Genomic DNA, 13,102 nt, shown 5'->3' on the forward strand with positions numbered 1-13,102 from the left:
GCGGTGGGGCGATTCAGGCGACCGAGTAGCCGCCATCGACCGGCAACACTACCCCGTGTACGTAGGCGGCCTTTTCCGACACCAGAAACGCGATCACGTTCGCAACGTCGGAAGGCTCGGCCCAACGCCCGAGCGGAATACGTTCGGTGATTTTCGGTCCGCGCGTCGGGTCGTTTTTCGCGCCGACCGCCATACGGGTCATCACCCAGCCGGGCGCTACCGCGTTGACGCGAATGCCCTCTGGCCCCCAGGCGACCGCCATAGACCGCGTCAGGGCGACGACGCCGCTCTTGGACGCCGCATAGGCGGGCGACTTCGGTGAACCGAAGAAACTCCACATCGACGCGATATTAACGATGGATCCGCCGCTGGCGCGCAGCTTTTCCCTGGCCGTTGTGGCGGCGGCCAGACCGGCTGTCAGGTTCACATCCAGCACGAGCTTGAAATCATCCACGCCCCATTCGCGTTCCTGACGCAAAATGCCGGCGCAATTGACCAGCGCGTCAATGCGATTGGCCTTTGCAACCAGCGCGTCCAGATCCTTCTGGTCGGTTACATTGGTCTCAACGAACTCGACCCCTTTCGGCAGATCGCCTTCACGATCGAGTCCTGCAGCCAGCACACGATAGCCGTTGTTCGCGAGTTCTGCGGAAACGGCCAGACCGATGCCCGTGCCGCCTCCTGTTACGATTGCCGTTTTCACGCGTGATCCCTTTCTGCTAATTCCCGGCGGCTCAACCGTGCAAGAAGGCTTCCGCGACCTCGCGAATGCCTGCGCCATCGAGTTTGTAATGGGCGTAGAGATGAGCCGGAGGCGCGATCAGGCTGTATTCGTCGTAAATGCCATGCCGCTTCAATTTGACGCCGATTCCCTCGTCGGTCAGCACCTCCGAAACGGCTGCGCCAAGACCGCCGAGCACATTGTGCTCCTCGACAGTCATGAGTTTTGCAGAGCGGGAGGCCGCTTGCAGGATTGCATCCCGGTCTATTGGCTTGATGGACGCCATGTCGATGACGCCGACCGAATGGCCGGCCTTTGTCAGCGCCGTGGCGGCTTCCAGCGCGCCATGCACCGCGATGCCGCAGGCGATGATCGTCAGCTCTTCGCCAATTCCGTGAACATGCGCTTTGCCGAAGGAAAATTTTGTCCCCTTGGCGTAAACCTCCTCGTCACGTCCGCGTCCGATGCGGAAATAGATTGGCTGTTCCCAGTCGGCGGACGCCTTTATGGCCGCCTCGAGTTGGTGGCCGTCAGAGGGAGAGACGATCGTGAGACCGGCGATCGAGCGCATCGTGCCGATATCCTCGGTGGCGTGGTGTGACGAGCCGTAGAATCCCATCGAAATGCCGGTGTGGTGGCCGACCAATCGCACGGGCTGCTTGGAGTATGCGATATCCATGCGGATCTGTTCGCAGGTCAGCAGACCCATGAAGGACGCGAAGGTTGCTACGAACGGGGTGACGCCGGTTGTGGCGATGCCGGCGGCGACCGAAACCATGTTCTGTTCGGAGATGCCGAAAGAGATGTAACGATCCGGATGGACGGAGGCAAAGCGATTGAGGCCGTTGGAATATTGAAGGTCCGCAGAGCCGGCGACGACATTGTGGCCGGCTTCGACGAGGTCGAGCAATCCGTTCGACAGATGGTCGAGACCCGGGTTCTTGCTGTTCAACTCGCGATACTGCCAGGAATTGGAGGATTTCGGTGCGTTCATCTCAGTTTCCCTGCGCCTTGATTTCTGCCACTGCCAGTTCCCCGTCGGCGGGGTCCAGGTATCCGAGATGCCAACCCGGTTCGGTCTCCATGTAGGACACGCCCTTGCCTTTCCTGGTCTTCGAGATGACCATGGCGGGCTTTGTGCGGGTGTCGTCGGCGCGCAAGCGCCGCAGCAACTCGGTTACGGAAGCGATATCGTGCCCGTCGACGGTATGAACCTCCCATCCGAAGGAGCGCCATTTCTCGTCGAGCGGCTCAATGCCCATGATGTCGTCGACCTTTCCGTCAAGCTGGAAGCCGTTGCGATCGACGATGCCGATTAGCGAGCCAAGCTTGTTCTGCGCGGCGAACAGGGCGGCTTCCCACACCTGGCCTTCCTGCATCTCGCCGTCGCCCATCATGCAAAACACGGAATAGGACTTGCCGGTCCAGCGCTGCGCCAGGCTGATGCCGATTGCGTTTGACAGGGCGTGGCCGATCGATCCGGAAGAGAAATCGACGCCGGGCACCTTCGTCATGTCCGGATGGTCGCCGAGCGGACTGCCGAGGCGCGTGTAGTCGTCGAGCCAGGCCTTTGGGAAAAAGTCGAGATCGGCATAGATCGGAAAGAGGCCGACGGCCGCGTGGCCTTTGCCGATGGTGAAGCGGTCCCGCTCGTCCCAATCCGGCTCGCCTTTGCGCAGCTTCATGACATCGTAGTAGAGCGCGGAAAAAACTTCTGCCGCCGAGAATACGGAACTGTAATGCCCGACCTTGGCGATCTCGATAAGACGAATGGTTTCCAGCCGGATGAATTCCGCGCGATCCCGCAACTTTGCGATGGTTTCGGCGTCCGGTTGATAGCTGTTGCCCGGCGCGGGCGAGCTAGATGGCATATGGCTTTCCTTCCTTGAGGCTTTTTCGGTCGTTGCAGGGACTGTTGACCGCCGTCAGGCGGCGAATTGCGGAATGATCTTTTCCGCCTGCAATCGGCGAAAAAGTTCGAGATAGGTGTCGGTTGAGCACTGGTAGTCGAGGAAACCGTCCTTGCGGCTGTGGTTCATGTCGGAGATGCACTCGACTTTTCGTCCGAAATCGGCGTCCGCGTGCCACCAGGTTGCAAGCCGCGCGAGGTCGGGTTCCAGCAGTTCGTATTTCGCGGCCATGTCGCGCCAGATTGCGCCGCAGTCGGCCATCATCGCCTCAAGATTCTGCTGTTGGCCTTCATAGGGCGCAGGTTCGACGCCGAAGAATTCGGCGATCGCCGGCCACATTCGTTTCCAGCGAAACACGTCGCCATTGCCGGTGTTATAGGCTCGGTTGCGCGCCGAGGGCGCCGTCGCGGCCCAGGCCGCCTGCCTTGCGACGAGACGGGCGTCGCTGACTTCCGTCAACATCTCCCATTGCTCCGGCACGCCGGTGAATATGAAGGGACGCCCGGTTTCCCTGCACAGCGAGGCATAGCAGGCCAGCGTCACGCCCTGATTCATGAGCGCGCCGACTGCGTAACCGACCACCGTATTCGGGCGATGCACGCTCCAGGTAAAGCTGTCGCGCTCCGCAGCCTCGAAGAGCGTGTCTTCCTGATCGTAGTAGAAATTCGGGATCGGAAGGCGGGGCGTGTCTTCAAGAAACGGCGTGTCCGGAAGATAGCGGCCGAAGTCCTTGAACGGGCCCAGATAGTGCTTGACGCCGGTAATCAGGACAACGTGCTCGGGTTTACGTTTTGAGTTCGAAGCGCCGTTGAGAACGTTCGACAGTTGGGCGGCGTTGATCCGTCCGGCTTCCTCTTCCGTGTCCGCCGGCGTCCAGCTCGCATAGAATATGTGGCTGAATCCCGGGCGCATGCCGGCTTCGACGGCTTGCGCGTCATTGAGGTCGGCTGCGATGGGAAGCACGCCTTGCGGCGATCTTTCGGGTCGCCGCGCCATGCCATGAACGCTCCAGCCTTTGCCGAGCAGATGCTCTGCGATGTTTCCTCCGACGATCCCGCTTGAACCGACGACCAATGCTGCTCGCTCCTGAGACATGACTTCCTCCTCATCCGTGGGGCCTTTCTTAGCGGTCTTTCAGAATCAGATCAAGTATGATGCATCATGGATCATGCTTGATTTTGATAAGCGTCAGCATCCGCCTGCTATCGAGATTTTCGACACAGGCGCCGACCTCGCCAGGTCGGTCTTGCGCGTCACTTGCAATTTTTTGGAACACGTGTTCTATCTCGAACAAAGTTCCCAATAAGAAGTGACAACTTGCATGGCATCAAGAGTGAACATCGTCTTCATCATCACTGATCAGCAGCGCTACGACACGATCAATGCGCTTGGCTTTCCGCACGTGGACACGCCAAATCTCGACCGTCTGGCGCAAAATGGGGTCTACCTGACGTCGTGCTACGCCGCCGCTGCGTCTTGCGTGCCTGCGCGCGCCAGTCTTTTTACCGGCTATTACCCCCATACAACGGGCGTCGTCGACAACGCCGCTACGTGGCGGCACAGTTGGGTCGAGACACTTGCGGACAACGGCTACGACTGCGTCAATATCGGCAAGATGCATACCCAGCCGATGGACGCGCCGGCGGGCTTCCATACGCGCATGATCGTCGAGAACAAGGACAGGTCCATGGCCAAGCGGGGACGTGAATTCGTCGACGAATGGGACAAGGCGATCGCCAGGGCCAGTTTCGAAAAGCCGGGACTGCCGAGCTACAGCCTGCTCAACGATTACGCCGATCGCTTGGGAGCGTTTGAATGGCCGTTACCGAAGGAACTCCACTCAGATACATTTGTCGGAGGACTGGCGATCGACTGGATCGAGCGCAAATCCTCCGATAAGCCGTTTTTCCTGCAGATCGGCTTTCCCGGACCGCACCCACCGTACGATCCGCCGGTCGAGGAGGCGAAACCCTATCTTGAGCGCGACCTCAAGATCAGGCCGGTCCGCGCCGGCGATGTCGAAAGCCAGCCGGAGCCTTTCCAGCAGCTGGTGCGCAAGCATGTCGAGGGTGATCACGATGCGGTTCGTCACAAGGTCGAGGCGACGGCGGAGGAACGCCATCGCCAGCGGGCCTACTATCTCGCCAATGTCACGATGATCGATCGGGAGGTGGGGCGCATTCTCGACGCCCTCGACGCCAGGGGCGCGCTGGAAGACACGATTGTCGTCTTTACATCGGATCATGGCGACATGCTGGGCGATCACGGACACAGTCAGAAATGGACCATGTACGAACAGGTTATCCGCCTGCCTCTCATCATGTGGTCGAAATCCGGTTTCGGGAAAACCGGACCGGTCGACGCGATGATCCAGCACATGGACATCGCCGCGACGCTGTTCGATCTGGCTGGCGTCGAGGCGCCGTCGTCATGGGAGGCGCGATCCTTCGCGCCGGCGCTTCGTGGAGATGACTTCGAGGAGCGCGACGCGGTCTACTGCGAACAGGGGCGCGACGTGGTGTTCCGCTTTTCCGATTTTGTTTCCATGGTTCGGACGCGGCGATGGAAATATGTTCATTTCCTCGACGGCCATGACGGGCAGTTGTTTGATCTGGAAAGCGATCCGCACGAGGAAACCAACCTGTGGGACAGCCCCGATCACGTGGCGGAACGGCGCGCCATGCACGACCGCCTTGCCGAGTGGCGCCTGCGCAGCGGTTATGAAACCCGCGAATGGTCAGAAGAGTGGCGGTGAGTGTCAGACGCGCAACCCGGCGCGCTGGGCGTTGTCTGGCTCGCCGCCATTGACCGCGAGCACGCCGATGGACGGATCGGACAGGCTTCCGCAAAACACTCGATAGCGGAAAAGAACCGTGCACAATTGTTGTGCGGTTTCCCGCACGTCAGGCAACATGGCTTCCATCGCCTTGCGTGTCATCCGCACACTTGGACCCGCCACGGAAATCGTGCCCAGGAACCGGGTCGCATCTTCCTGGTCATAGATCGGACAGGCTATCGAGGATACGCCGGCTTCCGCTTCCTGCTCCACCAGCCCGTAGCCCTGTTTGCGCGTGCGCTCGAGTTCCTTCAGCAGCGCCTGCACCGTGTCCACGCCCCTGGTTCCGGGCCGCTTCAATTCCGGTTTGCCGAGCCCGGCGCCAATCGCCGTAGCGAGGGCGTCCTCGTCGCTCATCGAGGCGAGCCACACGCGGCCGGTCGCCGTGATATGCGGCACGACCTTGCGACCGGAATGCCCGTCGTAGCGCAGAATATGGTCGCCTCCCTGGCTTGACAGAACCCAGAGCAGTTCATTGCCGACAAGCATCGACATGCGGCTGAGTTCCCGGGTCTTGTGACTGAGCGCGCCGATGACCGGCTCAAGGAAGCCGCGCAGATCCGTTGTCGAGAAATACTTGGCGCCGATCAGAGAGAGTTTGAGGGTCGCCCGGTAGATGCCGCTTTCCTCGATCTGCTCCACGTAACCATTGTCCTTCAATGTCGCCAACAGCCGGTGAACAGCGCTTTTCGGCATGCCAAGCTGTTCGCTCAGATGGCTGAGCGGAATGCCGGCGGGTTGGCCGTGCAGAGATTCCAGAATTTCCAGGCAACGTTCTATCTGTGACAAACGATCTGTCTCCGTCCTTTGCAGGTGCGTCCAGAAACGGGGTTAATATCCGAACTGACGCGGCAATAACATCACGAAATCCGGCACAAGCACAAGAAGAAGGAGGCTTGCGACGAGCACAAGAATAAAGGGTACGATTTCCCTGATGATTGACCAGGCGTTGATCCTGTTGACGGCCGACACCACAAAGATAAGGACGCCATAGGGCGGCGTTACCAGGCCGATCATCGTATTAATGACGATCACCACCCCGAAATGAATCGGATCTATTCCGAGGCCGAGTGCGGCCGGAACGATGACCGGGACGATGACCAGCAGAATGGTGGCGGCGGGAAGCAGCATGCCGAGCACGAGAAACACGGCGTTGACCAGCAGGAAGAAGGCGGTCGGCGCCATGTCCCAGGAATCGACCCACTGGGCAAGGGCGTTGGGAAGCCGCTCGATCGCGATGACGCTGCTGAACAGAAACGCGCCGGCGATGATCATGACGACCACGGCGGATTTTTCGGCGCTCTCGATGAGAATGTCGATGAAGCCGCGAAAACCGACGGTCCGGTAGACGAAGACTGAAATGCACATGGCGTAGAAGGCCGCCACGGCGGCGGCTTCCGTGGGCGTCATCGCGCCGGAGTAAATGCCGGCGAGGAGAATCACCGGCGTCAGCAAGGGCAGCGCAGCCGAGCGGAACAGGGACAAGACCTTGCGCGGGGGAATGCGTTCTTCCGTAGGAAAGCCGCGTCGAGCCGAAATCCAGTAGCTGGCCGCCATTAGCGCCAGCGCAATGAGAATGGCCGGTAGGACGCCGCCGAGAAAAAGACCGCCCACCGAGGCGTTTGCCGAAATCGCGTAGAAAATCATCGGAATCGACGGCGGGAAGATTGGACCGATGACGGAAGAGGCGGCCGTGATCGCCCCGGCGAAGCCATCGGGGTAACGGTTTTTCTCGCGCATCATCCTTACGAGAACGCTGCCGATGCCGGCGGCGTCGGCGGACGCGCTGCCGCTCATGCCGGAGAATATCAGGCTGGTGAGGACATTGACTTGCGCCAGCCCGCCGCGCGCGTGGCCAATCGCGCCCATGGCGAAGGCGAGCATGCGGTCGGTAATGGTCCCGGCGTTCATCACCCGGGCGGCGAAGATGAAAAGCGGAATCGCCAGGAAAATGTAGTTTGACGAGAAACCCTGCATGACGGCGTCCGTCGCCATCGTCAACGGCAGTCCGCGCATCCACAGATAGGCAATCGAGCTTGAGATCAACGCTATGCCTATGGGAACGCCAATTATCGCCGAACCGATCAGCAGCGCGGCCATGATCAAGAACTCGCTGCTCATGCGCTTCGCTCCGCAATGGTCAGCGACGCGATCGCGCGAACCGCATCAAGGATGAAGCGCAGCGCCAGGACGATGAGAAACAGCGTGAAGATCCAATAGACCCATGACAGGGGAAGTTTGAGGACGCCGGTCGTGATGCGGTTCATGACTTCGACATATTTCAGCGAACCCGGCACGGCGGCCAGCAGTAACGCGCCGGTGACCAAGCCGCCGACGCAGCGGCACAGCGCGCGACCGCGTTCGGGCAAGATTTCGTAGACGACGTCGAAGGTCACGTGCTCCCGCAGCGCCACCTGCCAGCAGATTGTCCACCACGAGCCGACGAGAAACGAATTGATTGCAACTTCAACGGCCCAGCCGACCGGCATGTTGAAAAGATAGCGAAAGGAAGCCTGCCCCAGAACGGCCAGGAACGTGGTCAGGAAGAAGATTATCGATATTGCCTGAGCAAAACGTCGAAGAACTGTCATTACCGGGATATCTAAACTGGACGGAAGCCCCGGCGGCCGGGGCCTCCCAAATAGCGATCAGGGCATCAGATGGAAACAGGCGGGGTTGTCCGACGGCGCGGCGGCGATGCGTTCCGCAAGGCCTTCCTGCCAGTTCTTTGCAAAATCGGACTCCGCGTAGACTTTCGCCGCGTATGCGCGAAATGCTTCGATGTCCGGTTCCGTGAAAGTGACGCCGGCTTCCTCGAAGACTGCGCGGAGTTCGGTTTCGTCGCGCACCTTCTTGCGATCATTGTAGATTCGCGCAACGTCGGCTGCTTCGCGCAGCAGCGCTTTCTGACGATCGTCGAGCTGGTCCCACGCCGGCTTTCCGACGACCAGGATAAGGTGGTTGACGTAGTGGTTGGTCAGCACGATCTGATCCATAACCTCGTGCAGCTTGAGGCGGTAGCTTGAGGGTATCGGCAGGCTGTGCGCATCGACGGCGCCGGTCTGCAGTCCGAGGAAGAGCTCGCCGAGCGCCATCGGCGTCGGATTGGCGCCGAGCGACCGGCCCTGCATCTGCCAGGCTTCAGAAGCCGGCTCCCTCTGCTTGACGCCGGAAAGGTCTTCCGGCGTGTTGACGTCCGCCGCCTCGCGCAGGCCGACATGGCGCATACCGAAAAGCGTAGCCCCGAGCGGAACCAGGCCTACTTTCTCTTCCAGCGCCTGACCGAATTCAGCCCCGATCTCTCCGTTCAGCACTGAGCACATCTGCAGCGGGTCGCGGACGGAATAGGCCGCGGTAAGCGGGCCGTATTCGGGAAGCTGCGATCCGACGTCGAAGGCATTGACATAGGCAAGCTGAATAGCGCCCGTCTGCAGGGACGGCAAAACGCCGGACTGCTTGACCAGCGTGCCGGCGGGATAGACTTCGATTTCGAATTCGCCGGGCGCCGTGCGCTCGAGATACTCGCCCATCAGCTCGATCGCCAGGACTTGAGAATCGTCGGCCGGCGCCGGACCCGCCCATTTGAGAACGACGGGCTCCGCCGCAGCTGCGCCGACAGCCATCGAAACGGCCAGTGTAACGCCAATCATGTGAGACAGTTTTAGCAACGGTTCCTCCCGAACAGTTATTTCAAATGGAACACACGTTCTAACTTTTGAATGTGTTGTTGTCAATTAGAGCATGCAGCGACGGTCGGCCATTGCAGGCGCAGCCGCGTGACAGGCTTGTCAGCGAGAAACGACAGGGTGATCCGGTCCAGAATTATCGCGCCACGGAGGCGCCGATCCACTGATAGTCTTTCTGCCGGCTGCGGATCGACCAGATCTCCGATATTTCGATCGCCGCGCGGCGCAGGGTGTCTGCAAGTTCCTCGTACCGATCCGGCGTGATCCGCATGGACGGTCCGGCGACGCTCAAGGTGCCGGCTATCGGAGCTCCTTCCTGCGGGCTGCGATAGAAGGGAACCGCTACGGCCGACGCGCCGGCCTCCGCCTCTTCATTCGAGATGGCGAAGCCGCGCGCGCGTGTTTCCGACAGGCGTTCGAGCAGTTCTTCTGTGCTGGTTGCGCTGTTCGGTCCGAGGGGGCGATGCGTCTCGAAACCGCGCGCCGACACAATCCGCACGGCGTCCTCGTCCGACAGCGTGGCGAGCCATGCCTTGCCGTTGGCCGTGGCGTGCAGGACGATTTCCTGACCCATATCGGGATCGTAGCGAAGGCCTGATACGGCGCCTTGCGCGCGCGCCACCCAGACCAGGTCCTCGCCTTCGACAATCGCAACGCGGAAATATTCGCGCGTTTCGTGGGCGAGTTTGTCGAGCAGGGTCTGCACGACATCCGGCACGGCGCGGGCGTCGAGGTTGCGGAAAGCCAGTGTGCTCATTCGCAGCGACAGCGAATAGCGCTGCGTATCCGAGGGCTGCGTAACCCATCCCCGGTCCGCCAGCGTCGTCAGCGTCCGGTGAACAGTGCTCGCCGGCATGTCGAGCCGCGCCGCCAGATCGGTCAGTTCCACGGGTTCCCTTTGGCCGGCAAGCGCCTCGAGGATCGTGAGGCACCGGTCGATTGCTGCTATGCTCAATGTCTCATTCTCCGCCTGTCCCGCCCTGAAGCGTCTTCTTGCTTTACCGACCCTGGCGTTCCAACGCCATCTTTCGCAGGGAACTGATGGTCATGCGCGGTGAAATTCCCTCGGGATCGATGCGGCATTCGACAAGGGCTGCGCCATCGGCGGCCATGGCGCGATCGAGAACGGCGTCGATATCTTCGCTGCGCGACAGAACCTCGGAATGAAATCCATAGGCCGCCGCGAGAGCGGTGAAGTCCGGATTGACCAGGTCGGTGCCATAGACATGACCGGGATATTCCCGCTCCTGATGCATCCGGATCGTCCCGTAAATTGAATTGTTGACCACAATGATGAGGGGATCGAGACCATACTGCATCATGACGCCGAGTTCCTGGCCGTTCATCTGGAAACATCCGTCTCCAGCGAAGCTCACGACCTTGCGCTCCGGCTCTGCAATTTTGGCGGCGGCGGCCGCCGGAATTCCGTATCCCATCGCGCCGCTTGTGGGCGCAAGCTGCGAGCGATAACGCCGGAACTGCATGAATTTGTGAATCCACGTGGCGTAGTTGCCGGCGCCGTTGGTGATGATCGCATCGTCCGGAAGGCGTTTTCGCAGTGCGTCCACGACCAGCCCCATGTCCAGCGGACCGGGCTGTTTCGGTGGCGTGAGAAGCGTTTCATAGCGCTCCCGCGCGCTGCGGATCCAGTCGAGACGGTCTTGTGGCGGCGTAGCTTTGCGACCTGAAAGGCATTGCACGAATGCCGACGTGTTCGCCACCACGGGAATATCCGCGTAGTAGACCCGACCGAGTTCATTTGCGTCAGGATGAACATGAATTAGAAACTGTTTCGCGCGCGGCGGTTCCGGCGTGGTGTAGCCCTGCGTGGTCATATCGCCGAGCCGGGCGCCGATCACCAGCAACAGATCGGCCTCGCGCACCCGCGCTGCCACATCCGCGTTGGCGGAGATGCCGAAGTCGCCGATATAGCAGGGATGGGCGTTGTCGAAATAGTCCTGACAACGCAGCGAGGTCACGACGGGCAAGCCTTGGTCTTCGGCGAAATTCTCGAAAGACTGCTTGGCTTCCCTCGTCCAGCCGGGTCCGCCCAGGATGCAAAGCGGGCGCTTTGCTTTTTCCAGCGCGGCGCAAATCCGATCGAGTTCCTCTTCGCGCGGCGCGGGCTTTGCGACAATCGCCGCCGGCAGATCTTCGGTAACCGCATGCCCTGACAAAACATCTTCCGGCAGAACCAGTACGACCGGGCCGGGACGCCCGGCCTGCGCCACATGGAAGGCGTGGCTCAGATGCTCCGGCAGCCGCTCCGGGCTGTCGACCTCGCAGATCCACTTTGCGAAGGGCTCGAACATGTATTTGTATTCGACCTCCTGAAAGGCCTCGCGCTCCTTGTGGTCGCGCGGGATCTGCCCGATTATCACCACCATCGGCGTGGAATCCTGCCAGGCGGTGTGAACGCCGATGCTGGCGTTGCAGGCGCCCGGTCCTCGTGTGACGAGACACAGGCCGGGCTTGCCCGTCATCTTCGCGTAGGCGTCGGCCATGAAAGCGGCGCCGCCTTCCTGCCGGCAGTTGATGAAGCGGATCCGGTCGGAGCGATCGTGAATGGCGTCGAGGACGGCAAGGAAGCTCTCGCCGGGAACGCCGAAAATTGTCGTGGCGTTCTGGGCCAGCAATCCGTCGACCAGTATTTCGCCGCCGGTGCGGGTGGCGCTTTGACCGGTATTCGTGCGATCCATCAATCGGGTCCTCTTGCTGATCCCTGCGCCGCCCTGTCGTTCGGGCAGCGGGGACAAATTCGGTATGGCGATGATTGGCCGTCTCTGCGACGGTCATCAGGCGCATGATTCTTGAAGCAGTGTTCCGGGGCAGGCGTCAAGTTCGCATGCCGGGCAGGGGACATAGGTCGGCGTTGTTGTAGAAACATGTTGAACTGCGATCGCAGTTCGCAAGAGACCGGGATGCGAAGGATGCCGAACTCGTTCTATCGATTCCGATTTGACGTAAGGAAGTAAAAAATGACCGACCATCAACTCATTGAAACGCCAGGCGCGCATCCGGTCGGCATTGTCGGCGCGGGGCTATCGGACTTGGATGGACCGCGTTGTTTGTCCACCGCGGGCACCTTGTGCATGCCCATGATCCCGATCCGGATGTGCTCGCCGGACTGCCTCAGGCAATGGAGACGGCGATCGCCGAAATCGAAGCGGTGGATGGTCCCCGTCGCGCCGGCGGCCGGCTGCAGTGTTTTACGGACCTTTGCGAAGCGGTGAACGGATGCGCCTATGTTCAGGAGAATGCGCCGGAGAGGGTACCGCTCAAATCACGCGTGCTGGCTGAAATCGCCGAATCCGCGACACCGGACGCAGTCATAGGCTCGAGCACCACGTCCTTTACCGCCCGGGAACTTGGCGAGGGACAGGCGAGGCCAGAAAAAATCATTGTCGCCCATCCCTACAATCCGCCGCATCTCATTCCGCTGATCGAGATCGGCGGGGCCGGTGAAGACTATAAACCTGCGATCGACTTCGCCTGGCGGTTTTTCCGGTCGCTTGGCAAGGAACCCGTGCATATCCGCCTTCCCGTGCGGGGTCACATCGCAAACCGGCTATCCGCGGCGCTTTTCAGGGAAGCGGTTCATATCGTCAGCGAGGGTGTCGCCAGCGTCGAGGATGTCGACCGCGCCATTGTTCATGGACCGGGCTTGCGATGGGCGACGGCCGGGCCGTTTCTGAACTACCATCTCGGCGCCGGCCGTGGCGGGCTCGCAGCCTATCTCGACCATCTCGGACCGGCTCAGGAGGCGCGATGGGCAGACCTGGGCGATCCGAAGCTTGACGAGGAAACGAAGAAGTTGCTCGTTAGCAGAATGAACGAGACGAGCGGCAATGCTGATATTGAGCAACTTTCCAGTGAGCGCGCGGAGCGACTGGCCGCAATCCGACTGGCGCTTGCCGGAAAGAGTTGACGTCTCAGCGGCATAACCGGG

General features: G+C 60.8%; 12 protein-coding genes. 2 read left to right on the forward strand and 10 right to left on the reverse strand.

Going from position 1 to position 13,102, the window contains the following annotated elements; all coding sequences use genetic code 11:
- Positions 1–13 precede the first annotated feature (13 nt).
- From AAFN47_RS11640 to AAFN47_RS11655, 4 genes are read right to left on the reverse strand one after another with little or no spacing between them, the layout of a single operon-like run.
- Complete coding sequence (locus AAFN47_RS11640) at positions 14–703, reverse strand: SDR family NAD(P)-dependent oxidoreductase (RefSeq protein ID WP_499809399.1); 690 nt, start codon at positions 701–703, stop codon at positions 14–16.
- Positions 704–734: 31 nt separating this feature from the next.
- Positions 735–1,715 (reverse strand): transketolase family protein, encoded by a 981-nt coding sequence (locus AAFN47_RS11645; RefSeq protein ID WP_499809400.1) that lies wholly within the window; start codon positions 1,713–1,715, stop codon positions 735–737.
- A 1-nt stretch (position 1,716) separates the two neighbouring features.
- Complete coding sequence (locus AAFN47_RS11650) at positions 1,717–2,592, reverse strand: transketolase (protein ID WP_499809401.1); 876 nt, start codon at positions 2,590–2,592, stop codon at positions 1,717–1,719.
- Positions 2,593–2,646: 54 nt separating this feature from the next.
- Positions 2,647–3,726: an SDR family oxidoreductase gene (locus AAFN47_RS11655; RefSeq protein ID WP_499809402.1), complete on the reverse strand. Its 1,080-nt coding sequence runs from the start codon at positions 3,724–3,726 to the stop codon at positions 2,647–2,649.
- A gap of 226 nt (positions 3,727–3,952) precedes the next feature.
- Here AAFN47_RS11655 and AAFN47_RS11660 point away from each other — a divergent pair, with 226 nt between their 5' ends.
- A complete protein-coding gene (locus tag AAFN47_RS11660) occupies positions 3,953–5,386 on the forward strand; it encodes a sulfatase family protein (RefSeq protein ID WP_499809403.1) in 1,434 nt (477 codons plus the stop codon).
- A 3-nt stretch (positions 5,387–5,389) separates the two neighbouring features.
- On the opposite strand, the gene AAFN47_RS11665 is transcribed toward AAFN47_RS11660, so the two are convergent.
- The 6 genes from AAFN47_RS11665 to AAFN47_RS11690 form a co-directional block, all read right to left on the reverse strand.
- Positions 5,390–6,256: an IclR family transcriptional regulator gene (locus AAFN47_RS11665; protein WP_499809404.1), complete on the reverse strand. Its 867-nt coding sequence runs from the start codon at positions 6,254–6,256 to the stop codon at positions 5,390–5,392.
- A gap of 42 nt (positions 6,257–6,298) precedes the next feature.
- Entirely contained in the window at positions 6,299–7,588 is a 1,290-nt protein-coding gene (locus AAFN47_RS11670; protein WP_499809405.1) for a TRAP transporter large permease, read from the reverse strand.
- A complete protein-coding gene (locus tag AAFN47_RS11675) occupies positions 7,585–8,058 on the reverse strand; it encodes a TRAP transporter small permease (RefSeq protein WP_499809406.1) in 474 nt (157 codons plus the stop codon). The genes AAFN47_RS11670 and AAFN47_RS11675 overlap by 4 nt, the downstream gene beginning before the upstream one ends.
- A gap of 57 nt (positions 8,059–8,115) precedes the next feature.
- Entirely contained in the window at positions 8,116–9,135 is a 1,020-nt protein-coding gene (gene dctP, locus AAFN47_RS11680) for a TRAP transporter substrate-binding protein DctP (protein WP_499809407.1), read from the reverse strand.
- Between the two features lie 154 nt (positions 9,136–9,289).
- Positions 9,290–10,108 (reverse strand): IclR family transcriptional regulator, encoded by an 819-nt coding sequence (locus AAFN47_RS11685; protein ID WP_499809408.1) that lies wholly within the window; start codon positions 10,106–10,108, stop codon positions 9,290–9,292.
- Between the two features lie 43 nt (positions 10,109–10,151).
- Positions 10,152–11,852 (reverse strand): thiamine pyrophosphate-binding protein, encoded by a 1,701-nt coding sequence (locus AAFN47_RS11690; RefSeq protein WP_499809409.1) that lies wholly within the window; start codon positions 11,850–11,852, stop codon positions 10,152–10,154.
- Between the two features lie 344 nt (positions 11,853–12,196).
- Between AAFN47_RS11690 and AAFN47_RS11695 the strand changes: the two genes are divergently transcribed.
- A complete protein-coding gene (locus tag AAFN47_RS11695; protein WP_499809576.1) occupies positions 12,197–13,081 on the forward strand; it encodes a 3-hydroxyacyl-CoA dehydrogenase NAD-binding domain-containing protein in 885 nt (294 codons plus the stop codon).
- Positions 13,082–13,102 lie beyond the last annotated feature (21 nt).

The sequence above is a fragment of the Hoeflea sp. CAU 1731 genome (assembly GCF_039888615.1).
In the GTDB taxonomy this organism is placed as follows: domain Bacteria; phylum Pseudomonadota; class Alphaproteobacteria; order Rhizobiales; family Rhizobiaceae; genus Flavimaribacter.